This is a genomic window from Rhodococcus sp. NPDC076796, from assembly GCF_040702765.1.
Taxonomy (GTDB): Bacteria; Actinomycetota; Actinomycetes; order Mycobacteriales; family Mycobacteriaceae; genus Rhodococcoides.
In genome coordinates this window covers 111711-136408 of record NZ_JBFBMS010000007.1, presented here as the reverse complement: position 1 = coordinate 136408, position 24698 = coordinate 111711, and the positions used below count along the sequence as shown (strand labels likewise).

Here is a 24698-nt window from a genome sequence, read left to right as displayed (position 1 = left end):
CGCGCGCTGTCGAACGACCGGATCACGCTGTCGACGGCTGCTTCGTTGATTCCGTCGACGTGTAGCTCGTTGGTACGCCACACATCGTCGGGGGTCGGTGCCCACGTCAGCTGAATCGAGGACAGGGCGTCGTGCTCCGCAGAAGTCATTGTCATTTGATCGCCATGTGGTTTCGGTTCTGGCCGCCGATATGCAAGGCAGCAGAACGATCTTCGCCAGTGAGAGCCTTCTGGTTCGCTTCAGGAATCAGGTTGATCTTCTGTTCGCGGTAAAGCGAGCTGAGCACGTCATCGACTGCGCCTCGGTCCAGTCCGGCGAGATCGGCCCGGAGTCGGGTCAGCGACACGAATGCCTTCGGCTCACGAGCAAGGCGGTGGTACGCACTGTGGATGCGGGATTCGATGTCGGACGTTGACGGCGGTGTCTTCTCAGTCGAGCCTTCCGCGACCGGCTCAGTGATCTCGTGCTTCACGTCGTCGATCGGGTCCGCGGCCTCCGCTGCCGCAGGAAGGAACACTTCGTTCGGTTCGATCCCGTTGCGATCGAAGTACCGGCGCATCGCGCGCATCAGGGTGTAGAGGACTTTCCCGCCGCTGCGGGCTGCGGCTGACAAGGGGTCTGCGCCGAACTCTTCCCCGGCTCGAAGCCAGCCCTTGTCCGTGAGGTCATGCACGAGCCCGCGACCTTCCTTGTACGAAGAGATCAGTCCGAGGTCGTTCAATTTGGTTCGCGATCCCTGCCCCAGCGCGGATCCGAGCTCGGATAGCTCGCTGTTCTTCACCGGCCGAGATTCCGCCATCAGTACGAGCAATGTGGTCCGTTCGACGAATGTCAGATCGGTAGTCACGGGTGTTGTCCTTCTTTCGCGGCGGTGAGGGCGTTCGTCGTGGAGGTTCGGTTGGAGCGATGCTTGCGGAGGGCGGCCTCTATCTCGTCGATAACTTGCCATATGTCTGCCAACACGTGCTCGTTCGGAATCCGGAGGACGTAGTAGCCCAAACCACGCAGGAACTGGTCGCGTCTCCGATCGCGCGCTCGACGCCACGGCGAAAGATGCTCGTTCCCGTCGAGTTCGACCACGAACATGTCGTCGAGCCAGGCAATGTCGAGAAAATACTTCTCCGCGATCAAGCTGAACTGGAACGGATGGTTCAACCGCCGGCCCGAGGCCCATGCGCGACGGGACAATTCCTTCTCGACCTGTCTTTCGATGGCGCTGCCCGGATGAGGTCTTCCGGCGACGGCCGGAAACTCCACGGTCGATTCCGGCCGTTTTTGGTTGTCGGACTCGTCGACGGCCTGCAGGTACTCGGGCAATGTTATATACACGACGGATATTCGCTCCACGGTTGGTACCGGGTTGTCGACGAGCCAGACGGCGAAGCCGCGGGCCGCAAGCCATTCCGAGGCCGACGCGAGGGCACCCTGTTGAGGTGTGGTCAGCTCGTCGGTGCTGATCACCAGGGCCACTTTCTCTCGTTCCCAGCTAGTGCCGAGGACGCCGGCCAAACCTTCAGCTACCTCGGCGTCGGAGAAGCGACCATGGCGTGCCGTCGGATCGCCCGACAGCGATCGCTGCGCGAGGTCCGCTAGGAACGGCCCGTAGTGGGTGCTCCGCGCCGCTAGGCGTCCTACATGTATCCGAACTGCGGCGTAGTCGAGCGAGCTATGGCCTTGCACGTTCTCCGCTTCGGGCAACCAAGCTGGGAACAGATCGATCGCTGCTTGGGTGAGTGCGCCCAGAATCTGCGCGACGTATCGCGACTGCGTATTGGAGGGTGCGGGGTGGACTCGGATTACCGCGGGCCCTGCGGCGGACAGGTCGTCCAGGGCAACGGCGATCGCATCACCGGGTGCCCCGATGAGACACGCAGCTCGGTCGAGCGGAAGCGGCCAATCGTCGACCCGCGAGTTCTTCATGCCACCTTCACGGTTGGAGAATGGGACGTATCGATAGAAACCATACTGGTGGTTCGTTTCTTATGCGTGTCGCACTTCTTCAGTGCCCACGGCGCGATTTGGATCCCGGGGGTCCGTTCCCCTACACTTGACCGGTTGCCTGTGGCAGCGGTGTGCCTTCGTGCGCCCGCACCCAGCAGCCGACCGCGCGCGTCGGGACGGAAATCCGGCACGTACGTACATCCAGGTCAAGGAGAAGTTAGTGATTCAGCAGGAGTCGCGAGTACGCGTCGCTGATAACACGGGCGCGAAGGAAATCCTTTGCATCCGCGTTCTCGGTGGTTCGTCACGTCGCTACGCCGGAATCGGCGACATCATCGTAGCTACGGTGAAGGACGCCATTCCCGGTGGAAACATCAAGAAGGGTGAGGTCGTCAAGGCCGTCATCGTCCGCACCATCAAGGAGCGTCGCCGTCCGGATGGCTCGTACATCCGTTTCGACGAGAACGCTGCGGTGCTGATCAAGCCGGACAACGATCCCCGTGGAACTCGTATCTTCGGCCCGGTCGGCCGTGAGCTGCGTGAGAAGAAGTTCATGAAGATCGTCTCGCTCGCCCCGGAGGTGCTGTAAATGAAGGTGCACAAGGGCGACACCGTTCTCGTGATCGCAGGCAAGGACAAGGGTGCCAAGGGCAAGGTCATTCAGGCCTACCCCGCTGACTCCAAGGTTCTCGTCGAGGGTGTGAACCGCATCAAGAAGCACACCGCGGTCTCCGCCAACCAGCGCGGAGCATCCTCGGGTGGCATCGTCACCCAGGAAGCCCCGATCAACGTATCGAACGTCGCAGTGGTCGACTCGGACGGCAACCCCACTCGCGTGGGCTACCGGACCGACGAAGAAACCGGCAAGCGCGTTCGTGTTTCCCGGAAGAACGGGAAGGACATCTGAGATGACTACCACCGAAAACATCGCGGGCGAACAGCCCCGCCTCAAGGCGCGCTACCGCGCCGAGATCAAAGACGCCCTGAACACCGAATTTGCATACGAGAACGTCATGCAGATCCCCGGCATCGTCAAGGTCGTCGTCAACATGGGTGTCGGTGACGCCGCCCGTGACGCCAAGCTGATCAACGGTGCAGTTGCCGACCTCGCCGCCATCACCGGCCAGAAGCCGGAGATCCGCAAGGCACGCAAGTCCATCGCACAGTTCAAGCTGCGCGAAGGAATGCCCATCGGCGCACGCGTCACCCTCCGTGGCGACCGCATGTGGGAGTTCCTCGACCGTCTGGTCTCCATTGCCCTTCCCCGAATCAGGGACTTCCGCGGCCTCTCGGGCACGCAGTTCGACGGCAACGGAAACTACACGTTCGGCCTCAACGAGCAGTCGATGTTCCACGAGATCGACGTGGACAAGATCGACCGTCCGCGCGGCATGGACATCACCGTAGTAACCACCGCAACCAACAACGAAGAAGGCCGCGCGCTGCTCAAGCACCTCGGCTTCCCGTTCAAGGAGAACTGAGTCCATGGCGAAGAAGGCATTGGTCAACAAGGCCAACAAGAAGCCGAAGTTCGCGGTGCGTGCATACACTCGCTGCAACCGCTGCGGCCGTCCCCATTCCGTGTTCCGCAAGTTCGGCCTCTGCCGTATCTGCGTGCGCGAGATGGCACACGCCGGAGAGCTTCCCGGAGTTCGCAAGAGCTCCTGGTGATCTGAGGCCTCCGGGCTTCACCACACCACGCTGATGGGCGTGGGTTCCGACAGGAACCCACGCCCATTTCGTGTTTGCTCACCTCTCCCATCTCATACCGACCACACGTCGTTTCGTAGATCGAGTGACCGAGTCAGATCCAGCGCAGCTCGACGGCCGTCGTTGTCGACAACCAGAAGAAGGCCACGCTCGGACATCGACGACGCGAGAGCGTCGATGGGAACGGTTCGACATCCGGGTGGCATACCCGAGACTCCGAGCTCTCGATAGGTATCGGCAATCGCGACCACGTCCTCGACGGTGTCCATTCCCAGGATGGTCACGAAATGGCCTACGCTCCAATCGAATTCGGTCAGTTCTGCGGTGTGTACATTCGCCAGCAGGCCGAATCGGAACTGCACGTCGGTAAGGCGGGCAAGTAGCAGGCGCAGACCCTCGGCACCGGGCCCCATGATCGGAACCACTGCGACGCGTCCTTCGGTCGCTGTCGCGATGCCCGTCGCAAGACCTGCCGCTGTGGTCCCGGCCGTGTCGATCGATGCGGCCCTGGGCAGGCAATCCCACCCGTCGGTGATCCGGGGCGTTCCCGGAGGGCGAGCCGAGTCGATCTCGCCCGGCCAGATCGCAGATCCCGATGCGATCGCGAGTGCAGTGACGTCCGGTGTGTCGCCGACGACGGCTGTCAGCGCTATCGACGCCGAGAACGGTCCGCAGAGTTGATCCGGTTGTGGCAGAGCGATGTCGAGGGCCGAGACGATTGCGTCCACGCCGGGGAACCGTCGCAGCATGTCAGTAGATCCAGCGCAGCGATTCGAGCAGTTCGTCCTCGGTGTGGCTTTCCGCCCACGCTGCATCGGCGTCCCGGCAGGCAATGAATGCGCCCAGAAGGTCTTCGCCCAACACATCTGCGACCAGCGCGGACGACAGCAGGTTCTCCCGTTGTTGCGCATGGGTCGTCGCAAGTGGGGAGATACCGGCGGCGTCGCGACGGGCATCGTCCCAGCCGCCCACATCCTCCTGAACCGGTGGCGACAACTGCGCGTCATCCGCCACTCCCGACAGGCCGGCCGCGATCGTGACGGCCAGCGCCAGGTACGGATTGGCGGAAGCGTCGCACGCCTTCAATTCGACGTTGGTGTGATTCGGACCGAGGAGAGGGGTAGCGGGTACGAGTCGTACTGCCGCCTCGCGGTTCTCGACGCCCCAGAAACCGAAGGCACCGGCCCAGTATCCGGGTCGACGTCGGAGCAAGGATCCCGAACTCGGTGCAGTAACGGCGGTGACTCCCGGCAGCTCTCGAACCAGGCCTGCGATGTACGACTGCCCGGTTTCGGACAATCCATGGTCACCGTCTCCGGTCAGAGCGTTCCGACCGTCGCGAACCAGTGACGTGTGCAGGTGCCATCCGTTCCCCGCATTGCTCGACGACGGCAGGGGAGCGAAGCTCGCCCGCAAGCCGTGAGTTTTCGCCGCCGAGTGGATGGTCTGCCGCGCGAGAACCTGCGCATCGGCCGCAGCAAGTGGATCGAGTGGAGCGAGCGCGATCTCGAGCTGGGAACTGCCGTACTCGGCATGAATCTGACCGATGCTCACACCGTTCGCAGACAGGGCGTTCAGCAGCGATACGACGAAGTCGTCGACATCGCGTAGTGCGTTGGCGGAGTACGCAGGTCCGCGATGAGCGGAGATGCCGTCCGATTCACGGGTCAGGGCGAACTCGATCTCGAATCCGGCCCGCACCTCGAAGCCGGCATCGGCAGCCAGTTGCACCTGGCGCTCGAGAACCGCGCGTTGATCGTAGGGCCAGGGCGAGCCGTCCGCCGAGAGCTGCCTGCCATGTATCCAGGCAAGCCCTGGTTGGTTGGAGAGCGCGACCACGCTCGACGCGCTGTCGATCACCGGAATCAACCGCACATCGCCCGACGGCGTCGACAATCCATCGTGAGCGAAGGTGATCCCGTCGTGCGAATCGAAGACCGCGAACACCGCTGTGATCCCTACTCCGCGGTGTGCGACTGCGGTCAATTCTGCGGTCGGTACGGTGCGCGATCGGACAATGCCGTTGTTGTCGACCCACCCGATCGTCACCCCGGCGATGTTGCGGTCGCGCAGAGTGTGGGTGAGGTGGTCGATGTCGACTGCCTTCGAGTCCGTCATGGTCCGACGTTAGCGAAGAAGTGGACGCCGGGGTGTCCGACTGGACCCGAGCCGTCGCACAATGGTAAGGCGATTTGGTCTTCGGGGGTGCGATGCCTACACTAGAGCGGTTGCCCGGGCTTCGTCGTGCCTGCACGCGAGTCCTTGCAATACAGAACGCAACCTCGAGTTCTCCGTACGTCAGCATCGAAATGCGGAAGCTCGAAACACCTGGCAGTGCAGCGATGCATTGCTTGGAGCGCAACCCCTGACCGGCAACAGTCGGTCAGGACATGTTCACTTCGTTGTAGGCCCACGATGTGACGAGCCAGGCCCGCCGGGTTTTCGAGAATCCAGGGGCACCAGCTCGCGCGTGCTGCATGGGAACCGCTGCGAGAAAGGTGCACAGGTCACACCATGACGATGACCGATCCAATTGCAGACTTCTTGACCCGTCTGCGCAACGCCAATTCGGCGTACCACGACGAGGTGAAGCTTCCCCACTCGAAGCTCAAGGCGAACATCGCCGAGATCCTCAAGCGCGAGGGCTACATCTCCGATTACCGCACGGAAGACGCCGAGGTGGGCAAGACCCTCATCGTCGATCTGAAGTACGGCCCGAGCCGTGAGCGCAGCCTCGCCGGCGTGCGACGCGTCTCCAAGCCCGGTCTCCGGGTATACGCAAAATCCACCAATCTGCCCAAGGTTCTCGGCGGCCTGGGCGTGGCGATCATCTCCACGTCCACAGGTCTGCTCACGGAGCGTCAGGCGGCCAAGCAGGGTGTGGGCGGAGAAGTCCTCGCCTACGTCTGGTAGGGGAGGCCACCACCATGTCACGTATTGGAAAATTGCCGGTACCGGTCCCCGCTGGAGTCGATATCACCATCGACGGCCAGAACGTTGCGGTCAAGGGCCCCAAGGGTGCCCTGAGCCTGACGGTCGCCGAGCCCATCCAGATCGCTCGCGCCGATGACGGCACCATCGCCGTCACCCGGCCCGATGACGAGCGTAAGAGCCGTGCACTGCACGGACTCTCGCGCACTCTCGTCGCGAACCTCATCACCGGTGTCACCAACGGTTACACCAACAAGATGGAGATTCACGGCGTCGGTTACCGCGTCGTACTCAAGGGCAAGGACCTCGAGTTCGCACTCGGTTACAGCCATCCCGTGCTGATCGAAGCACCCGAGGGCATCACGTTCACGGTCGAGTCGCCCACGCGATTCACCGTTGTCGGCATCGACAAGCAGAAGGTCGGTCAGATCTCTGCCAACATTCGTCGTCTGCGGCGTCCGGACCCGTACAAGGGCAAGGGCATCCGCTACGAGGGTGAAGTGATCCGCCGCAAGGTCGGAAAGACGGGTAAGTGATATGAGCCAGCAAACAGCAGACAAGGCGAACGTCGTCAAGCGCACTCCGCGTGGCACCGACGTCTCGACGAAGCGTCGCCTGTCGAAGGCACGTCGTCACTTCCGCCTTCGCAAGAAGATCTCCGGCACGCCCGAGCGTCCCCGCTTGGTCGTCAACCGGTCCTCGCGTCACATCCACGTGCAGTTGATCGACGATCTCGCCGGCCACACGCTGGCCAGCGCGTCGAGCATCGAAGCCGATGTGCGCGCCCTCGAGGGCGACAAGAAGGCCGTCAGCGCGAAGGTCGGCGAGCTCATCGCCAGCCGCGCGAAGGCAGCCGGCGTCGAGGCAGTCGTGTTCGACCGCGGCGGCAACAACTACAGCGGCCGCATCGCGGCACTCGCAGACGCAGCCCGTGAAGGCGGGTTGACGTTCTGATGATGACAATGACTGACAACGGAAGGACAGCCTGATGCCGGGACGTCAACGGCGTGACGGCGGAAGCGGCCCCGCCGGACAGAACAGTGGCCCCAACGCAGGTGGCGACAACAACCAGCGCGGCGACAACCGCGGTGGCGGTCGTGACCGTCGTGACAACGGCCGTGGCGGCAACGCTGCGGACAAGTCGAACTTCATCGAGAAGGTCGTCACGATCAACCGCGTCTCCAAGGTGGTCAAGGGTGGTCGACGCTTCAGCTTCACCGCCCTCGTCATCGTCGGTGACGGCAACGGACTGGTCGGCGTCGGCTACGGCAAGGCCAAGGAAGTTCCCGCGGCCATCCAGAAGGGTGTCGAGGAGGCTCGCAAGAGCTTCTTCCGCGTCCCGATGATCGCCGGCACCATCACGCACCCCATCCAGGGCGAAGCCGCAGCAGGCGTCGTCATGTTGCGTCCGGCCAGCGCCGGTACCGGCGTCATCGCCGGTGGCGCTGTGCGCGCCGTGCTGGAGTGCGCCGGTGTCCACGACGTGCTGTCGAAGTCGCTCGGTAGCGACAACGCCATCAACGTCGTGCACGCGACCGTCGCAGCCCTCAAGGGTCTGCAGCGTCCCGAGGAAGTTGCGGCTCGCCGCGGCCTGACCCTCGAAGAGGTTGCACCCGCCGGAATGCTGCGCGCACGCGCACAGGCAGGAGCGGTGAAGTAATGGCTCAGCTGAAGGTCACCCAGATCAAGAGCACCATCGGCCAGAAGGCGAACCAGCGTGACAGCCTGCGTACTCTCGGGCTCAAGGGCATCCGCCAGACGGTCGTCCGCGAGGACAACCCGCAGAACCGCGGACTGGTCAACACGGTGCGCCACCTCGTAACTGTTGAGGAGGTCTAACCATGACCATCAAACTGCATCACCTGCGCCCCGCAGCCGGATCCAAGTCGACGAAGATTCGCGTCGGCCGTGGTGAAGGTGGCAAGCGTGGCAAGACCGCAGGTCGCGGTACCAAGGGAACCGGCGCACGCAAGAACGTGCCGGCACGCTTCGAGGGTGGCCAGATGCCCCTCCACATGCGGCTCCCGAAGCTCAAGGGCTTCACCAACCGCAACCGTGTCGTGTTCCAGGTCGTGAACCTGCGCGACATCGAGCGTCTGTTCCCCGAGGGCGGTCAGATCGGTATCCCCGAGCTCATCGCCAAGGGCGCTGTTCGCAAGAACGAGCCCGTCAAGGTTCTCGGCGACGGAAACCTGACCGTGAAGGTCGAGATCTCGGCCAACAAGTTCACGGGCTCCGCCAAGGAAAAGATCGCCGCTGCCGGCGGTTCTGCAACCGAGGTATGAGCATCGGTTCGATGTGCTGAGTAGCAGCGCATCGACCAGCAGTTCGTGACGATGGCCGCAGCCACAGCTCTCGCAGCTGAGCTGCGGCCATCGTTGCCTCGGCACCACGTGCCGTGGTCGACCGAACGGACAGGGTCCAACACTGACCGTCGGGCGGTTCGATACGCACTGTTAGAGTTCTAGAGTTCACAGAAGTTCGTTTCGATGCGGGCGACGCATGTCGCCTGCAGTCCATGCTCGTGAGGCTCACGGGAGCGCCGGTTGCGCTCCCGACTAAGCACTCGCAGCGTCAACGCAGTCGTGCCAGGAGGATCTTTGCTTTCCGCCTTCGTGTCGGCCCTCAGGACTCCTGACCTGAGACGGAAGATCCTCTTCACGCTCGGTCTGGTGGCCCTGTATCGCTTCGGTGCCACGCTGCCGTCGCCGGGTGTCGACTACGCCAATGTCCGAGCATGCATCGACCAGGTCTCCGGTGGAGACTCGGCCGGCATCTACTCGTTGATCAACCTGTTCTCCGGTGGAGCGCTCCTTCAGCTCTCGGTGTTCGCGATCGGCATCATGCCGTACATCACCGCCAGCATTATCGTGCAGCTGCTCACCGTCGTCATCCCGAAGTTCGAGGAACTCCGTAAGGAGGGACAGTCGGGGCAGGCCAAGATGACGCAGTACACGCGTTATCTGTCGATCGCCTTGGCCATCCTGCAGGCGACCGGCCTGGTGGCCCTCGCCTCGCGCGGCCAACTGCTTCAGGGATGCCAGCAGGACATCATCGCCGACCAGAGCATCTTCGGTCTCGTCATCATCGTGCTCGTCATGACCGCCGGCGCAGCCGTCGTCATGTGGTTCGGTGAGGTCATCACCGAGCGCGGCGTCGGCAACGGCATGTCGCTGCTCATCTTCGCGGGAATCGCCTCGCGCATTCCGTCCGAGGGCAACTCGATCCTCGAGAGCCGCGGTGGGCTGGTGTTCGGGTTCGTCTGCTTCGCAGCGTTCCTGATCATCACCGGCGTGGTCTTCGTCGAGCAGGGTCAGCGCCGAATTCCCGTCCAGTACGCCAAGCGCATGGTCGGTCGAAAGATGTACGGCGGCTCGTCCACGTACCTTCCGCTCAAGGTCAACCAGGCCGGCGTCATCCCGGTGATCTTCGCGTCCTCGCTGCTGTACCTGCCCAACCTCATCGCCCAGCTCACCTCGGCGAGCACCGCGGTCGATCCGAGTTGGTGGCAGCGCATCATCAACGAGTACCTGGTGAACCCTGCGAACCCGGTGTACATCGCGATCTTCTTCGGTCTGATCGTCTTCTTCACGTACTTCTACGTGGCGATCACGTTCAACCCCGAAGAGCGCGCCGACGAAATGAAGAAGTTCGGCGGGTTCATCCCGGGCATCCGTCCGGGCAAGCCGACCGCCGACTATCTGAACTACGTCCTCAGTCGCATCACGTTGCCGGGCTCGGTGTACCTGGGCACCATTGCCGTGCTCCCGAACCTGTTCCTCGACATCGGAAGTTCGGGTGGAGGACAGAACCTCCCCTTCGGTGGCACCGCCGTGCTGATCATGGTCAGCGTGGGTCTGGACACCGTGAAGCAAATCGAAAGCCAGCTGATGCAGCGAAACTACGAAGGGTTCCTCAAGTGAGACTTGTTCTGCTCGGTCCCCCCGGTGCCGGCAAAGGCACCCAGGCCGTCCTCCTGTCCGAGAAGCTGGGTGTTCCGCACATCTCGACCGGCGACCTGTTTCGGGCGAACATCGGTGAGAAGACGGCGCTCGGACTCGAAGCGAAGAAGTACCTCGATGCAGGCGACCTGGTTCCCAGTGAGCTGACGATCGACATGGTCCGCAGTCGCCTCTCCGAGCCCGATGCCGTCAACGGCTTCCTGCTCGACGGCTTCCCACGTTCGGTGGGTCAGGCCGAGGCACTGGTCGGCATCCTGGCGGATCTGAACGCGAAGCTCGACGCCGTCCTCTCCTTCGTCGTCGACGAGGATGTCGTCGTCGAACGGATGCTCTCGCGTGGACGCGAGGACGACAAGGAAGACGTCATCCGGAACCGACTCAAGGTGTACCGGGACGAGACCGCGCCGCTGCTCGACTACTACGAGGGTCAACTCGTCACGGTCGACGCGATCGGTGAGGTGGACGAGGTCAACGCTCGCGCGCTGAAGTCCATCGAGGACCACGGCAAGTAATGGCGTTCGGCCGTAAACGCAAGGTCGTGCCGTTCCGCAGTGCCGGCGAACTCGACGCCATGGCTGCGGCCGGCGCGGTCGTCGGCGCTGCTCTGGTGGCCGTCCGCAACGCTGCGGTGCCCGGTGTCTCGACTCTCGAGCTCGACCGAGTGGCCGAGGCGGTCATTCGTGATGCCGGTGCGGTGCCGTCGTTCCTCGGTTACCACGGCTTCACCGGCAGTATCTGTTCGTCGGTGAACGACCGTGTGGTGCACGGCATTCCGTCGGCAGACGAACTCCTTGTCGCAGGCGATCTGGTGTCCATCGACTGTGGGGCAGTTCTCGACGGTTGGCACGGAGACTCTGCTTGGACATTCGGCGTCGGCGACATCATCGAGGCCGATGCGATGCTGAGCGAGGCGACGAGGCTGTCGATGGAAGCCGGCATCGCCGCGATGCTTCCCGGCAACCGGCTCACCGACGTCTCGCACGCCATCGAATCCGGAACTCACGCAGCCGAGCAGGCTCACGGCCGCAAGTACGGAATCGTCGACGGGTACGGCGGTCATGGCATCGGCCGTGAGATGCACATGGACCCGTTCCTCGCGAACGAGGGTGCGCCGGGTAAGGGACCGGAGTTGGTTGTCGGATCCACTCTCGCGATCGAGCCCATGCTGACCCTCGGTACGTACGACACCGACATCCTCGACGACGGGTGGACGGTCGTGACCACCGACGGATCCCGGTCGGCGCATTGGGAACACACCGTTGCGGTCACCGAGGACGGGCCGCGGATCCTGACGCTACGACCCAGCTAGGGTCACCAGGCCAACGACCCGTATCGCCGACCTCCGCGGACCAGTCCGAGGTGCGCAGCCACCAGACGTAGCCAGAGTCGAGTTGGCATCTTGGTCACCGCAGTGGGAAGCAGCGGGTTTCGTATGCCGAGCATCAGCAGAGCGACCGAGATCGAGCGTGCCCGGAAGGGCGGGCAGCCGTGTACTCGGTAGAGGCCGCGCACGTGAGCCGATCCGTACCCCAGAGCGCCTGCCTGCTTCCAGTTCTCTCGATGGCCGGTGCGCAGTCGGTACGAGACCAGCGGTTCGGCGATGAAGTGCAATCGATATCCCGCGTGCTGTGCGCGCCACGAGAACTCCATGTCCTCGCTGGCGTGTACGTACTCGAGCATGCCGCCGAGCTGACGGTAGGTCGATCTGCGGCACGCCATGCTGGCACCGATGGCGAACGGTAGGAATGTCGACTTGCCCTGATCCGACGGCGGCGCGAACGGTGTCGATGCTCGCGTGGCAGCGGAGTTCAGGGTCTCCGTCTCCAGGCCGGTGCCCACCAGGTCGTACTCGTCGAGGCCGGCAACGATGCGCCGGAGCCAGCTCGGGTGCACCGCGTCGTCCGCGTCGCAGAAGGCGAGCAGTTCGCTGCGGGCGGCGTCTGCACCCCTGTTCCGTGCGAACGATGCGCCCGGTTGTCCCGCAGCATCGACGTACTTCAGGTCCAGGGCTCCACGGAGGCAATGGTTGTCGATGTGTTCGCGCAGGCCGTCGGTCGAGCCGTTGTCGCTGACGATCACCGTGAAGGGATGCTCGTAGTCCTGTCGAGCGAGAGCTCGTAGTTGGTCGTCGAGAACATCCTTGGAGTTGTGAACCGGAATGATGACGGATACGACCGGGTTGCCGGTGCGCGTGTCTGAGCTCAGGGGGGGCCTTGTGGTCGTCGTCGCGGACATGGCCGCCGCTGCGAGCGCAGGCGGGACGGCCTGAAGTGCGGCTGTGATGCAGCCCAGCAGAACGTTAGCTCAGGAAATCGAACTGGGGCAACCGTTGACCTGGAGCATGGACGCGGGACGCATTTGGCCAGACGTGCATTACCCGGTAACATAGATCGACGGTGCGCCCTGCGTACCGGATGTTCGCGTGCCCTGGTGGCCTGCGAACCGTTCCGGCGACACATCGGCCCGTTGACTCGGGTTGGTCAGTGGGCATCACGGTAACGGAAACAGATGCAATCAACCAGGTGTGAGAGCCAGGATCGCGGAGGATATGGCCAAGAAAGACGGTGCTATCGAGGTAGAGGGCCGAGTTGTCGAACCGCTGCCCAATGCGATGTTTCGCATTGAGCTCGAAAACGGCCACAAGGTACTCGCTCACATCAGCGGAAAGATGCGTCAGCACTACATCCGCATCCTTCCCGAGGATCGCGTCGTGGTAGAGCTTTCGCCCTACGACCTCACGCGTGGACGCATCGTTTACCGCTACAAGTAAGAGCTTCCCCGGCCACGTCCGGTCGGGGAGAACCATGCTCGGGTCCACTGCATGCAGCGGGGCCGAGCTACACACAGGAGATCAACGACGTGAAGGTTCAGCCGAGCGTCAAGAAGATCTGCGAAAAGTGCAAGGTGATTCGTCGTAACGGACGCGTCATGGTGATCTGCGACAACCTGCGTCACAAGCAGCGTCAGGGATAACCACCGAGCATTTCGCACGTCGGCTTGGCAACAGCTAGAAGATGACCTCCCAGCACCAACCGTGACACACGCGTCACGGCATACCCCCGGCACGGAGGCCGGGGCCCCACTGAGTTTGTTGAAAGACGCTTCACACCCCAGCGGTGAGAAGGACACAGGGGACGGACTGGGAGCAGACCTCCGGACAAGAAAAGGAAATGCCACATGGCACGTCTCGCAGGTGTGGATCTGCCGCGCGAAAAGCGCATGGAGATCGCACTGACTTACATCTACGGCGTCGGCCGTACCCGCTCCAAGGAGATTCTCACAGCGACGGGCGTCAGCCCCGACCTGCGAAGCAAGGATCTCGGCGACGACGATCTGCGCAAGCTCAGCGATTACATCAACGAGTCCCTCAAGGTCGAGGGCGACCTGCGCCGCGAGGTTCAGGCCGACATCCGTCGCAAGATCGAAATCGGCTGCTACCAGGGTCTTCGCCACCGTCGTGGTCTGCCCGTCCGTGGACAGCGCACCAAGACCAATGCGCGTACCCGTAAGGGACCCAAGCGCACCATTGCCGGCAAGAAGAAGGCGAAGTAATGCCCCCCAAAGCACGCGGTACCGGTCCGAAGAAGGCGCAGAAGACGCGTCGCAGGGACAAGAAGAACGTCCCGCACGGATCTGCGCACATCAAGAGCACGTTCAACAACACGATCGTGTCGATCACCGACCCCGCCGGAAACGTCATCTCGTGGGCGTCCTCGGGACACGTGGGCTTCAAGGGCTCGCGCAAGTCGACTCCGTTCGCCGCACAGCTCGCAGCCGAGAACGCTGCGCGCAAGGCACAGGAGCACGGCGTCAAGAAGGTCGACGTCTTCGTCAAGGGTCCCGGCTCCGGCCGTGAGACCGCGATCCGCTCGCTTCAGGCCGCTGGCCTCGAGGTCGGCACCATCTCCGATGTCACCCCTCAGCCGCACAACGGCTGCCGTCCGCCCAAGCGGCGTCGGGTCTAGCGGGAAGGAAAGGTTTAGAAAATGGCACGTTATACCGGTCCTATCACCCGCAAGTCGCGTCGTCTGCGCGTCGACCTCGTCGGAGGCGACCAGGCGTTCGAGCGTCGTCCCTACCCGCCCGGCCAGCACGGCCGCGCGCGGATCAAGGAGAGCGAGTACCTGCTCCAGCTGCAGGAGAAGCAGAAGGCTCGCTTCACCTACGGCGTCATGGAGAAGCAGTTCCGTCTGTACTACAAGGAAGCCAACAGGACGGTCGGCAAGACCGGCGAGAACCTGCTGACCATCCTCGAGAGTCGTCTCGACAACGTCGTCTACCGCGCCGGATTGGCACGTACGCGTCGTCAGGCCCGTCAGCTGGTCACGCACGGTCACTTCCTGGTGAACAACAAGCGCGTCGACATCCCCAGCTACCGCGTCTCGCAGTACGACATCATCGACGTCCGTGAGAAGTCGGCACAGACGCTGCCGATCCAGATCGCCCGCGAAAGCTACGGCGACCGTCCCGTCGCCCCGTGGCTGCAGGTCGTTCCCAACCGTCTTCGCATCCTGGTTCACAGGTTGCCGGAGCGCGCACAGATCGATGTGCCGCTCCAGGAGCAGCTCATCGTCGAGTACTACTCGAAGTAAGGCGCGGCACGCATGTGAGTCTCCCCGCGAGGCTCACATGCGTCTTCGCCTCCACACGTGGGCGTCAAATAGCGGACGCCCGTACAGGAGGAACACACAATGCTCATTTCACAGCGCCCGACGCTGACCGAAGAGGTCATCGCCGACAACCGCTCGAAATTCGTCATCGAGCCGCTCGAGCCCGGCTTCGGCTACACACTCGGCAACTCGCTCCGCCGCACCCTGCTGTCGTCGATCCCCGGCGCTGCTGTCACCAGCATCCGTATCGACGGCGTCCTCCACGAATTCACCACCGTCCCCGGAGTCAAGGAAGACGTCACCGACATCATCCTGAACCTCAAGGGCCTCGTGGTGAGCTCCGAAGAAGACGAACCGGTCACCATGTACGTCCGCAAGCAGGGCCCCGGCGCTGTGACCGCAGGCGACATCGTGCCTCCGGCCGGCGTCACGGTGAACAACCCGGATCTGCACATCGCGACCCTGAACGACAAGGGCAAGTTGGAGATCGAGCTCGTCGTCGAGCGCGGTCGCGGCTACGTCCCCGCCGTTCAGAACAAGGCATCGGGTGCCGAGATCGGCCGTATTCCGGTCGACTCGATCTACTCACCCGTGCTCAAGGTCACTTACAAGGTGGAGGCCACCCGCGTCGAACAGCGCACCGACTTCGATCGGCTCGTTCTCGACGTGGAGACCAAGAATTCCATCACCGCGCGGGACGCGCTCGCTTCGGCGGGCAAGACCCTGGTTGAGCTCTTCGGCCTCGCCCGTGAGCTGAACGTCGAAGCAGAAGGCATCGAGATCGGACCCTCGCCCGCCGAGGCCGATCACATTGCTTCCTTCGGACTCCCCATCGAGGATCTGGACCTCACCGTCCGGTCCTACAACTGCCTCAAGCGCGAGGGTGTTCACACCGTCGGCGAGTTGGTTGGTCGTACCGAGTCCGATCTGCTCGACATCCGTAACTTCGGGCAGAAGTCCATCGACGAGGTGAAGGTCAAGCTGCATTCGCTGGGCCTCTCCCTCAAGGACAGCCCCGCGTCGTTCGATCCGAGCACCGTGCCTGGCTACGACGCCACCACGGGCACGTGGAGTGACACCGACGCCGGCTCCTTCAGCGACACCGAAGGTGCCGAGCAGGACTACGCCGAGACAGAACAGCTGTAATCAGCTCGCTGGAGCTCTTACTAGGAGATTCATCATGCCCAAGCCCACCAAGGGCCGCCGTCTCGGCGGGTCGGCGTCGCACCAGAAGGCCATCCTGGCCAACCTGGCGACGTCACTCTTCGAGCACGGCCGCATCACCACCACCGAGTCGAAGGCCAAGCGCCTTCGTCCCCACGCCGAGAAGCTCGTCACCCATGCCAAAAAGGGTGATCTGGCGCATCGTCGTGAGGTTCTCAAGACGATCAACAACAAAGATGTCGTGCACAAGCTGTTCGCCGAGATCGGGCCTTTCTTCGCCGATCGCGACGGTGGCTACACGCGCATCATCAAGACCGTCCCCCGCAAGGGTGACAACTCGCCGATGGCCATCATCGAGCTCGTCAACGAGCAGACGGTGTCCAACGAAGCCGATCGCGCACGCCGCGTGAAGGCTTCGCAGGCTGCTCCCGCCGCAACCGAGGCTCCGGCCGAGGACGCGACCGACGAGAACGTCGTCGAGGCTGTCGAAGCCGACGCGACCGACGCCGAGGTGGCCAACGCCGACGCAGTCATCGACGGCATCGAGGACAACGACGCACACGCGTCGGACGCCCCCGAGGCCGAGGAAGCAAAGAAGGACTAGTCCTTTTGAGCTCCGAGCACGATCGAAGCGGGCCCGCCATTCCCTCAGGGGAAGGCGGGCCCGCTTTTTCGGTACCCACCAGATATCGGCTCGACATCTCCTACGACGGCACGAACTTCTCCGGATGGGCGCGCCAACCGGGTATCCGCACCGTCTGCGGAGTGCTCGAAGAAGCTTTCTCCACGGTGCTGCGGCAACCGATAGAGCTGACCGTGGCGGGGCGAACCGACGCGGGAGTCCACGCAACGGGACAGGTGGCGCACTTCGATGCCGTCGACGTTCCGGACGATCACGACAGACTGGTCCGGCGAATGGCCCGGTTTCTGCCCACCGATGTTCGAGTGCGGGCCATCAGCACCGTCTCCCGCGATTTCGACGCCAGGTTCTCGGCGTACCGCAGGCACTACGAGTACCGATTCGGCACGGCGCTCTACGGCGTCGACCCCCTCGACGTCGCCGGTGTCGTCTCCTGGCCGAGGCTCGTCGATCTGGGCGCGGTGCGCGAGGCATCCGCGGGATTGATCGGTCTGCACGACTTCGCCGCGTTCTGCAAGCGACGTGACGGTGCTACCACCGTTCGGGAACTGCAGCGGTTCGACTGGGAGCGCGACGGCGATCGCCTCACCGCGTACGTCAGCGCCGACGCATTCTGCTGGTCGATGGTCCGCAGTCTCGTCGGTGCTATGCAGGCTGTGGGGGAAGGCCGCCGAACTCCCGACTGGGCGCGGTCGCTGTTGACTCGCCGCGAGAGGGCGAGCGAGGTGGCGGTGGCTCCGGCGCACGGCTTGTCCTTGGTTCGAGTCGACTATCCACCGGCCAACGAGCTGGCCGCCCGGAACGCGGCCACCCGAGAAGTGCGGTCGGCGATCGCCGGCAACGGTTGCTGTGGGGGAGAGGGCTGACCGAGCGCCACCGGGTCTACTGTCGGAGCGATGCAGCCGATACAGCTCGCGATCGTCGTCGGTAGTGTGCGCGCCGGTCGAGTGGGTCCGACCGTCGCCGCCTGGGTTCGAGGTGTCGCCGCCGAACGCACCGCCGTCGAGGTGGTCGACGTCGATTTGGCCGACTTCGAGTTACCGAATTCCCTCGTTCCGTGTGAGGCCTCCGAACGCTTCACCCGGACCGTCGGCGGTGCCGACGCCTTCGTGTTCGTCACCCCCGAGTACAACCACGGCGTGCCCGGTGCGTTGAAGACTGCTCTCGACACGGTGAAATACGAGTGGCGTGGCAAGCCAGTGGGATTTGTCTCGTACGGCGGGCTCGGCGGGGGAATTCGAGCCACCGAACAATTACGGCAGATCACCGCCGAACTGCACATGGTCTCCGTCCGAGACGCCGTGTCGCTGCATCGGGTGCGCAAGCGGTTCGACGAGTCGGGACGCATCGACGACGCAGCCGCCGTCGACGCTCTCGGGCGTCTTCTCGATCAGCTGGAGTGGTGGGCCGACGCAGTGGCCGGCGCACGTGGGCGGGCCGACTACCCCGGCTGAGAATCGGTCATGCACGTACTGCGGGGCGCAGACTCCGTGGCCGGCCGATGAATTCTGTTTCCTGCGGAATCGTGACCAGCGTCAATTCGACGTCGAGCGGACCGGACCGGACTCGAATTCGATCACCCGACGCATGGGGCTGCACGATCGTCAGATCCGGCTCCGATCGCGGCATACTCAGCTCCTGATCGGTGCGGCCGGTCCGCGGCACATGCTCGGACAACGAGATCACCGTGACGCCTGAAAGTCCCTGTTGCGCAGGCGGTGCCGAACCGTCGGCGAAGTCGATCAGGATCACGTCGTACGACGGGCGGGATCGGGACGTGGTGCCGTCGACCAGTAGTCGATCGGGAGCGCCGATGGCGTCGAGAAGCGCGCGCCAGGCGTGGGGGCGGTCGGTGCGGACGAGGACTCTGGCACCGGTGGCGATGGCTCGGAAGAGCAGTTGCTGAGCGAGGTAGAGCTCTCCCACGACTCGAACTCGTGTCAGTCCCGGTCCGAACAACCGCACCGCGACGCCGTGTCCGTGGGCGTCGGATCCCAGCAGCTGGCCGCAGCCGCTCACCGGGAGCATCAACTCGTTCACTGTCGAGACATCGAGAATTCGGCTGGGAGACAACGATTTCGGTACGGGTACGGCGAGTGGAAGCTGTGCGAGGATGCCGTCGCGTTGACTTCCGCTCATCGAGGTCAACGCGCGTACACGAGGCTTGGTGATCGGTGTACGGGCGGCGAATCTGCACGAGCCACCCACGCGCACCGTGCCGGTGTCGCGGGTCGGCTGCAGGTGGAGCGACATCGTCGTTCCGAGGGACGGTGTTGCCCACAGGGTTGCGATGTCCTCGGCAGTGATTGCGCTGCAATCGATTCCGAACACAGTGCTCGACGCACCCGGCAGGGGCGCTGTCGACCATGTCTGGGTCAGATCGTCGGTACCGACCCCCCGGCAGAGGTGCAACACGGCCGACCGGAGTTCGGAACCCGTCAACAGTCGCGAGGACAGACCGTGGGCGTGTAGAGCGCGAAGGACCCTCGTGGTCGCGACAACAGCGGTGCGGGCGCCGCCGGCCCTGCCTCCGCCTCTGGCCTCGATCGCCCGAGCATTCGCGCGCAGGTCGAGAGTGACTGCCACCCAGACGGTTCGCACCGCTACGGCCGGTAGCGGACCGATGAGTCCCTCGTACACCTCGGTGGCGACCGAACCTGCCGAGGTTCGGAAACCGAGTGCGACGACGTCGATCGAGCAAACCTCGATGTCGTGCTGTCGAAGACATGACGCCAACGCGTCGACAGGAAGTGCGTGCTGCGTCTCGGCGCTCGCCCTGCCGAGGACCGTGGTGGCGTGCTCGGGCGCGGCGATTTCGATGGTGCAGGTGACGGTGTCGCGCTGCCAGTGGACCCCGACCGGGCCGTCCGAGGTGTCGGTGTGTTCGGTGGTCACGCCGACATCGGGGACACGATCGGCGAGAAACCGCCAGATGGCCCGGACCCAGTCGACGACCGGTCTGCGCCGAACGGCCACGAACGGAACGAGCGCTACTGCCGCAGCGGCGAGCAGCACCCACCCGGGCCGCACCTGCGCCGCCAACAGAGCCAGACCGGTGGCCACGGCTGCGGTCTCGGCCACGATCACCCGCCGAACCGTTGGTGCGACGAAAGGAACGGCGGCTCGCCCCCGCCCTGCCCAACCGGTACGCGTCATCGAAACCCTCCCCCCGAAGGTCGCAGTGCCCCATCGATGACCGCCAACGCGGTCGCCGAGGTGTGCGGACGAACTGTACTGTGTCGCGTGACCCGAACGGGGATCGGGTCGTCTGCACAATCCTGGGGAGGAATCGTGGCGTCGACGCCGACAACGAAGTGGCAGGTTGGCGGCTACCGCTTTCTCGTCCGCAGAATGGAACATGCGCTGATCAGGCGCGATGTTCGGATGTTGCACGATCCGATGAAGTCGCAGTCGCGGGCACTGCTGGTGGGTGTCGTCATCGCCTGCATAGGCTTGGCGGGATGCGCTGCCCTGGCACTGTTTCGGCCACAGGACAAGATCGGCGACGCGTCGATCGTGGTCGGCAAGGACTCGGCCGCGATGTTCGTGAAAGTGGACGACGTGTTTCATCCGGTGCTCAATCTCGCGTCGGCTCGATTGATCGTCGGCAAACCCGACAACCCGTTGACGGTCAAGGAATCCGAATTGTCGTCACGACCCCGCGGCGCGCTGGTGGGTATTCCCGGTGCTCCGTCTGCGCTGCCGCACGACGGTGACGGCAGCGCGCAATCGTGGACCGTATGCGACACCGTCGACCCGATCGCCGGAGTGACCTCGACGACGGTGCTGGTGGGCGATCCTCGCTACGGTGACAGCACCGCCGCGCTTGCCGATTCCGAGGCGTTCCTCTGGACATCCAACGGCACTGCGTATCTCGTGCACGACGGCACCAAATCACCGGTCGACCTGAACAACAGGGCGGTGGTCCGCGCACTCGGACTCGAGGACGCGACACCGTCCCCGGTCAGTACCGGTCTACTCAACTCCGTGCCCGAATCGCCGCCCGTCGCAGCACCGTTCATTCCACGAGCAGGCGAGGCTCCTGCGTTCCCGTTCGACGGCCGGACGATCGGTTCGGTCGTCCAGGTCGCCGGTCGCGACGTCCAGTACTACGTGGTTCTCGAGGACGGAATCCAAGCGATCAACGAAACTGCGGCACTGCTCATCAAATTCACCGATTCACAGGGCAGTCCGGATATCGCAGCCGTCAATCCCGACCTGCTCGCGGATGCTCCCAAAACCTCATCCGGACTGGAGGTTTCGACGTTCCCGGCGACCACTCCCGCGATCGTCGATACCGGTGAGCGCCCTGTCGGATGCTTGACGTGGGAGCCACTCGCAGTTGCCGACGGCGGACCGTCGGCTCGACTGGTCGAGTCCGCCGGTCGTGGGTTGCCGCTCGAGACCGGTGCACAACCTGTTGCGCTGGCTCAGGCCGATGGCGGCGGCGACGCCGTCGACCAGGTCTATCTGGCACCCGGTACCGGCGGGTTCGTCCGCAGTACCGGTATCTCCACGTCGAGCACGCGTCAGGGCAGCGTCTTCTTCGTGGCCGACACCGGAGTGCGGTACGGCGTCGACGGTGCCGAGGCCGCGTCGGCGCTGGGATTCGGACCGCCTGCACCCGCACCCTGGCAGATACTCCAATTGCTCGGCAGTGGACCCACTCTGGGGCGCGGACAGGCCCTGACGATGCACGACGGTGTTGCTCCCGACCCGCAGGCCGCGGCACTTCCCACGAAGTAGGCCCGGCTCAGTCGGGTCTGCCGCGTCGGCGCAGAGGTACCGACAGCGCGAGCCCGAGTGCCAGAATCACCGCCACCAGCACCGATCCGGTGACCGCTGCGGTCCGCGGGCGATGATCCGGCGCAGGCGATGGCAACGGCGCACTCATCGCAACACTGTCTGCAGGAACCGACAGGGGAGCGGGCGTCACCGAATCGGTCACCGCGGCGAGCGGATCGACGATGCCGTGGCCTACGAGGGGATTCCACCCTTCGGCCGGCGCATGCGCTGTTCGTTCGATCCGGTCCACCACCTCGAGCGCCGACAGTTCGGGCCGGTGGGCGCGCACCAGCGCCGCCACCGCAGCCACCAGTGGTGCCGCAAAGCTCGTCCCGGTCATGGGAATCACGCCATCGGTGCCACGGGTGCCGTTCGCCAGTCCGTTGCCCGTCGGTGACAGCGAGGTCATATTCGAACCGGGTGCTGCGACGTCGACCCACGGACCGGCCAGGCTGAACGAAGAAGGTGTACCGTCCGACTCGACCGAACCGACAGTCAACACGTCGTCGAACCAGGCCGGCGTCGCGATGGTCGCGAAGGAGGCCCACGGGTCCGCGTCGGGCCGAAGCGGGTCGGTCATCGGGTTCTGTGCCTGGCAGGCAGCGCTGCCGAGATTACCGGCTGCTGCAACGACGACGACATTCTTCTCTCGGACGGCGTACTGCACGGCCGCGCCGAGCGGACCGTCGGGCACACCACCTCCCGCGGGCACGCAGGCGACCTCGGAGATGTTGATGACCGAGGCACCCGAGTCCACCGCAGTTCGGATGGCCATGGCCATGGTGCGTACGTTGCCGTAGCCGGCGGCGTTCTCCGGCTCGCCCGCCTGCTCCTCTTCCGGCCTGTTGTCGACGATCTGAAAGACATTGCTGGACTGGCGAATCGACAGAATTCGTGCGTCGGGTGCGCCTCCGGCGAATCCGCTGCCCGGTGCGGTCTGCGCGGCAATCAGACCGGCGACCATCGTTCCGTGCGCGTCGCAGTCGAACAACCCGTCACCGGCGCTGACGTAGTCACCGCCGGCGATCAGACCCGGTAGGCGTGGATGAGCGGTGACCCCGGTGTCGATGACGGCAACCGTTTGACCTGCCCCACGGGTGATGGGCCAGACCGACGTGAAGTCGAGCGCCTTCAGCGCGGTCGGCACGTCCTGAACATCGGTGGCCGCGGACGGAAGGGCGCAGGCGTTCTTCTGTTCCGTGGGTTCGAGAGGGCCGGGAGGACTCGGCGGAGGCAGCTGGAACGGGTCGATCACCGGACGTTCGGCGCGTGCCGGATGCACGCCGACGACCGCGTCGAACGACAGGGCGAGAGCAGTGAACGCCGCAATGACGATCGTTCGCTGCCTGCGCGGCGTCACAGCCCGCGGACGACGCTGTACAGACCGCACACCCACACTGCGATCGGAATGACCAGGGCGATGGTGGCATATTCGAGCAGTTCGGCCGACCGGCGCATCACCGGCGAGTACGTGCGTGTGGGCACGTATGCCCCGAAGATCGATGCCGTCACCGCACCGGCCAGTGCCACACCGAACAAGGCAAGAGCATTTTCGGGTAACGCAACGACCGCACCGACGACAAGCGCCAGCAGAATCGTCGTTCCGCCTGCGACCAGCGGGACAGCGTGTGTTACCACCGCATAGGTGCGTCCACGCAGCAGCAGGACGAGCGCACACAATCCCGCGAGCGCGACCGCAGGCCACCGCACGCCACCGTCGGAATCGGCTGCCGCCGCAACGAGCACGCCCGCCACCACGGCGACGGTGAACGCCGACAACAGGCCGGTCAGATAGCTACGCGCTCGGGCTGCGGCGACTTGCAGATCGGCGAACGAGATCGCGTCGAGTTCGGCTTCCTCGACCGTGTCCAACGGTGCTCCTGCGGTGGGAACCGGGGGAAGCGGCAACTTGGCCTGCATCATCGACACTCGGGCAGAGAGCGCAATTCCCGCCAGGCCGGTGAGAGCAGCCGCAGTGCCGATGGTCGGCTGCGGCATGGTGGTGAACAGTGTGCACACCGAAGCAGCGAACGTCATGAGTGCGAGCACGATCGCAGCGGTGAACACAGCGAACCCGGTCCCGCCGATACGAAGGGACAGCAGAGCAACAGCGCCGGCCATGGCCGAACCCAGCATCAGCTGAGCTGCACCGAACTGCCCGGGCACCAGCACAGTTCCGCCGGTGAACATCAGCGCGACGGCACATCCGCCGAAGAGGACAGCGACGGCGTACTGGTGATACACCCGCCCCAGAATCACCCCCGCAATCGCGAAGAGAATCGACGCAGTGACGGCAGCAAGCCCCTCGACGAGACTGCCGACGTGCTCGGATCCCGCCTGGATCGGCCCACGCAACACCACCGCGCACGCCAGCAACACCAGCAGACCGGTGACCACCGAACCCACTGTGCGCGCCGTACGCGCAGTCCAGTGCGGAACATCGTCACTACCCGACCGCGCAACGGAATACATGAGGTCGTCGAACAGCGGAACCGGCGCGGGCCACTCGGCCACACCCAGCACGAGCAACTCCCCGTCGCGCACCGACAGCTCGGCCAACGTCGCAGTCGGCGACAACGGTGGAAACCCGATCCGCGCGAGCGTCCACGCAACGGGCAACCCGTCCGACGCGGGATCCCCGTCGCTCGGCTCACCGCGCCCCGAACCGGGCAGGACTCCCGCTCTCATGGGTCGTTCCGCGGGCTCCACTCCCGCCGCAATCATGTCGACGATTCCCGGAACGAGAAGCGATACCGGAACGTCCACCGGCAGCGCCATGTCCACTTGCGTGGACCTGGCCAGCACCGTCACCCGACAGACTTCCTGCGCGAAGACGGCCTGTGCACCCGATGCCCGCCGACTCGCGTCCGCCGCGGCGGGTGACTGTGTCGGATCGGCAGGTGCCGTGCGTGACGGCGCAATGCCGGCCGATGGACGGCTGTCGGCGCGTGTCAT

General features: G+C 64.3%; 31 protein-coding genes. 23 read left to right on the top strand and 8 right to left on the bottom strand.

The genetic code is table 11. From position 1 onward, the window contains the following. Positions 1–151: 151 nt before the first annotated feature. Both AB0366_RS20675 and AB0366_RS20670 read right to left on the bottom strand, forming a co-directional pair. Entirely contained in the window at positions 152–721 is a 570-nt protein-coding gene (locus AB0366_RS20675; protein ID WP_366245586.1) for a hypothetical protein, read from the bottom strand. 122 nt (positions 722–843) lie between these two features. Beyond that, positions 844–1920, bottom strand: coding sequence for a DUF559 domain-containing protein (locus AB0366_RS20670; protein WP_366245583.1), 1077 nt, complete (start codon positions 1918–1920; stop codon positions 844–846). A 241-nt stretch (positions 1921–2161) separates the two neighbouring features. On the opposite strand from AB0366_RS20670, the gene rplN reads away from it, so the two are divergent. From rplN to AB0366_RS20650, 4 genes are read left to right on the top strand one after another with little or no spacing between them, the layout of a single operon-like run. Continuing rightward, positions 2162–2530, top strand: coding sequence for a 50S ribosomal protein L14 (gene rplN, locus AB0366_RS20665; RefSeq protein ID WP_032397538.1), 369 nt, complete (start codon positions 2162–2164; stop codon positions 2528–2530). Further along, on the top strand, positions 2531–2848 hold the full coding sequence (rplX, locus tag AB0366_RS20660; RefSeq protein ID WP_366245582.1) for a 50S ribosomal protein L24: 318 nt from the start codon (positions 2531–2533) through the stop codon (positions 2846–2848). A 1-nt stretch (position 2849) separates the two neighbouring features. Then, complete coding sequence (rplE, locus tag AB0366_RS20655) at positions 2850–3422, top strand: 50S ribosomal protein L5 (protein WP_008718275.1); 573 nt, start codon at positions 2850–2852, stop codon at positions 3420–3422. A 4-nt stretch (positions 3423–3426) separates the two neighbouring features. After that, positions 3427–3612, top strand: coding sequence for a type Z 30S ribosomal protein S14 (locus AB0366_RS20650; protein ID WP_008718273.1), 186 nt, complete (start codon positions 3427–3429; stop codon positions 3610–3612). 92 nt (positions 3613–3704) lie between these two features. On the opposite strand, the gene AB0366_RS20645 is transcribed toward AB0366_RS20650, so the two are convergent. Together AB0366_RS20645 and AB0366_RS20640 are read right to left on the bottom strand one after the other, a co-directional pair. Next, on the bottom strand, positions 3705–4400 hold the full coding sequence (locus tag AB0366_RS20645; protein ID WP_366245580.1) for a hypothetical protein: 696 nt from the start codon (positions 4398–4400) through the stop codon (positions 3705–3707). Position 4401: 1 nt separating this feature from the next. Continuing rightward, positions 4402–5769, bottom strand: a complete 1368-nt coding sequence (locus AB0366_RS20640) for a glutamine synthetase family protein (RefSeq protein ID WP_366245579.1) — start codon at positions 5767–5769, stop codon at positions 4402–4404. Between the two features lie 396 nt (positions 5770–6165). Here AB0366_RS20640 and rpsH point away from each other — a divergent pair, with 396 nt between their 5' ends. The 9 genes from rpsH (at position 6166) to map (ending at position 11853) form a co-directional block, all read left to right on the top strand. Beyond that, a complete protein-coding gene (rpsH, locus tag AB0366_RS20635; RefSeq protein ID WP_008718266.1) occupies positions 6166–6564 on the top strand; it encodes a 30S ribosomal protein S8 in 399 nt (132 codons plus the stop codon). A 14-nt stretch (positions 6565–6578) separates the two neighbouring features. Further along, positions 6579–7118, top strand: a complete 540-nt coding sequence (rplF, locus tag AB0366_RS20630) for a 50S ribosomal protein L6 (RefSeq protein ID WP_032397535.1) — start codon at positions 6579–6581, stop codon at positions 7116–7118. A gap of 1 nt (position 7119) precedes the next feature. Then, on the top strand, positions 7120–7536 hold the full coding sequence (gene rplR, locus AB0366_RS20625) for a 50S ribosomal protein L18 (RefSeq protein ID WP_032365631.1): 417 nt from the start codon (positions 7120–7122) through the stop codon (positions 7534–7536). A 34-nt stretch (positions 7537–7570) separates the two neighbouring features. Further along, positions 7571–8242 (top strand): 30S ribosomal protein S5, encoded by a 672-nt coding sequence (gene rpsE / locus AB0366_RS20620; protein ID WP_032397534.1) that lies wholly within the window; start codon positions 7571–7573, stop codon positions 8240–8242. Further along, entirely contained in the window at positions 8242–8421 is a 180-nt protein-coding gene (gene rpmD / locus AB0366_RS20615) for a 50S ribosomal protein L30 (protein WP_008718256.1), read from the top strand. The genes rpsE and rpmD overlap by 1 nt, the downstream gene beginning before the upstream one ends. 2 nt (positions 8422–8423) lie before the next feature. After that, positions 8424–8867 carry a 50S ribosomal protein L15 gene (rplO, locus tag AB0366_RS20610; RefSeq protein ID WP_032397532.1) on the top strand — a complete coding sequence of 148 codons (444 nt, stop codon included), beginning with the start codon at positions 8424–8426 and terminating at the stop codon, positions 8865–8867. A gap of 315 nt (positions 8868–9182) precedes the next feature. Then, positions 9183–10505, top strand: coding sequence for a preprotein translocase subunit SecY (secY, locus tag AB0366_RS20605; protein WP_366245578.1), 1323 nt, complete (start codon positions 9183–9185; stop codon positions 10503–10505). Further along, complete coding sequence (locus AB0366_RS20600; protein WP_094739494.1) at positions 10502–11056, top strand: adenylate kinase; 555 nt, start codon at positions 10502–10504, stop codon at positions 11054–11056. Before secY ends, AB0366_RS20600 begins: the two co-directional genes overlap by 4 nt. Continuing rightward, complete coding sequence (gene map, locus AB0366_RS20595) at positions 11056–11853, top strand: type I methionyl aminopeptidase (RefSeq protein ID WP_121870433.1); 798 nt, start codon at positions 11056–11058, stop codon at positions 11851–11853. Before AB0366_RS20600 ends, map begins: the two co-directional genes overlap by 1 nt. Before the next feature lie 2 nt (positions 11854–11855). Here the strand turns inward: map and AB0366_RS20590 are convergent, their stop codons facing one another. Next, entirely contained in the window at positions 11856–12779 is a 924-nt protein-coding gene (locus AB0366_RS20590; protein ID WP_366245577.1) for a glycosyltransferase family A protein, read from the bottom strand. A 313-nt stretch (positions 12780–13092) separates the two neighbouring features. Here AB0366_RS20590 and infA point away from each other — a divergent pair, with 313 nt between their 5' ends. The 9 genes from infA to AB0366_RS20545 all read left to right on the top strand — a co-directional run bounded on the left by infA (position 13093) and on the right by AB0366_RS20545 (position 18412). After that, a complete protein-coding gene (gene infA / locus AB0366_RS20585; RefSeq protein WP_005140011.1) occupies positions 13093–13314 on the top strand; it encodes a translation initiation factor IF-1 in 222 nt (73 codons plus the stop codon). Between the two features lie 89 nt (positions 13315–13403). Beyond that, entirely contained in the window at positions 13404–13517 is a 114-nt protein-coding gene (gene rpmJ, locus AB0366_RS20580; protein ID WP_025347279.1) for a 50S ribosomal protein L36, read from the top strand. 204 nt (positions 13518–13721) lie between these two features. Continuing rightward, positions 13722–14096, top strand: coding sequence for a 30S ribosomal protein S13 (gene rpsM / locus AB0366_RS20575; RefSeq protein ID WP_008718227.1), 375 nt, complete (start codon positions 13722–13724; stop codon positions 14094–14096). Beyond that, complete coding sequence (gene rpsK / locus AB0366_RS20570) at positions 14096–14509, top strand: 30S ribosomal protein S11 (protein ID WP_027496331.1); 414 nt, start codon at positions 14096–14098, stop codon at positions 14507–14509. Before rpsM ends, rpsK begins: the two co-directional genes overlap by 1 nt. 21 nt (positions 14510–14530) lie before the next feature. Continuing rightward, positions 14531–15136 carry a 30S ribosomal protein S4 gene (rpsD, locus tag AB0366_RS20565; RefSeq protein ID WP_032397528.1) on the top strand — a complete coding sequence of 202 codons (606 nt, stop codon included), beginning with the start codon at positions 14531–14533 and terminating at the stop codon, positions 15134–15136. Between the two features lie 99 nt (positions 15137–15235). After that, positions 15236–16300 carry a DNA-directed RNA polymerase subunit alpha gene (locus AB0366_RS20560; RefSeq protein ID WP_008718222.1) on the top strand — a complete coding sequence of 355 codons (1065 nt, stop codon included), beginning with the start codon at positions 15236–15238 and terminating at the stop codon, positions 16298–16300. 34 nt (positions 16301–16334) lie between these two features. Then, positions 16335–16922 carry a 50S ribosomal protein L17 gene (gene rplQ / locus AB0366_RS20555; protein WP_032397527.1) on the top strand — a complete coding sequence of 196 codons (588 nt, stop codon included), beginning with the start codon at positions 16335–16337 and terminating at the stop codon, positions 16920–16922. A 38-nt stretch (positions 16923–16960) separates the two neighbouring features. Next, entirely contained in the window at positions 16961–17824 is an 864-nt protein-coding gene (truA, locus tag AB0366_RS20550) for a tRNA pseudouridine(38-40) synthase TruA (protein ID WP_366245614.1), read from the top strand. A 30-nt stretch (positions 17825–17854) separates the two neighbouring features. Beyond that, positions 17855–18412, top strand: a complete 558-nt coding sequence (locus AB0366_RS20545) for an NAD(P)H-dependent oxidoreductase (RefSeq protein ID WP_366245576.1) — start codon at positions 17855–17857, stop codon at positions 18410–18412. Positions 18413–18419: 7 nt separating this feature from the next. Here AB0366_RS20545 and eccE read toward each other — a convergent pair whose 3' ends face one another. Next, positions 18420–20114 (bottom strand): type VII secretion protein EccE, encoded by a 1695-nt coding sequence (gene eccE, locus AB0366_RS20540; RefSeq protein ID WP_366245575.1) that lies wholly within the window; start codon positions 20112–20114, stop codon positions 18420–18422. Between the two features lie 135 nt (positions 20115–20249). On the opposite strand from eccE, the gene eccB reads away from it, so the two are divergent. Then, positions 20250–21704 (top strand): type VII secretion protein EccB, encoded by a 1455-nt coding sequence (eccB, locus tag AB0366_RS20535; RefSeq protein WP_366245613.1) that lies wholly within the window; start codon positions 20250–20252, stop codon positions 21702–21704. Between the two features lie 7 nt (positions 21705–21711). On the opposite strand, the gene mycP is transcribed toward eccB, so the two are convergent. Together mycP and eccD are read right to left on the bottom strand one after the other, a co-directional pair. Continuing rightward, positions 21712–23049, bottom strand: coding sequence for a type VII secretion-associated serine protease mycosin (gene mycP / locus AB0366_RS20530; protein WP_366245612.1), 1338 nt, complete (start codon positions 23047–23049; stop codon positions 21712–21714). A gap of 50 nt (positions 23050–23099) precedes the next feature. Further along, on the bottom strand, positions 23100–24698 hold the full coding sequence (gene eccD / locus AB0366_RS20525) for a type VII secretion integral membrane protein EccD (RefSeq protein WP_366245574.1): 1599 nt from the start codon (positions 24696–24698) through the stop codon (positions 23100–23102).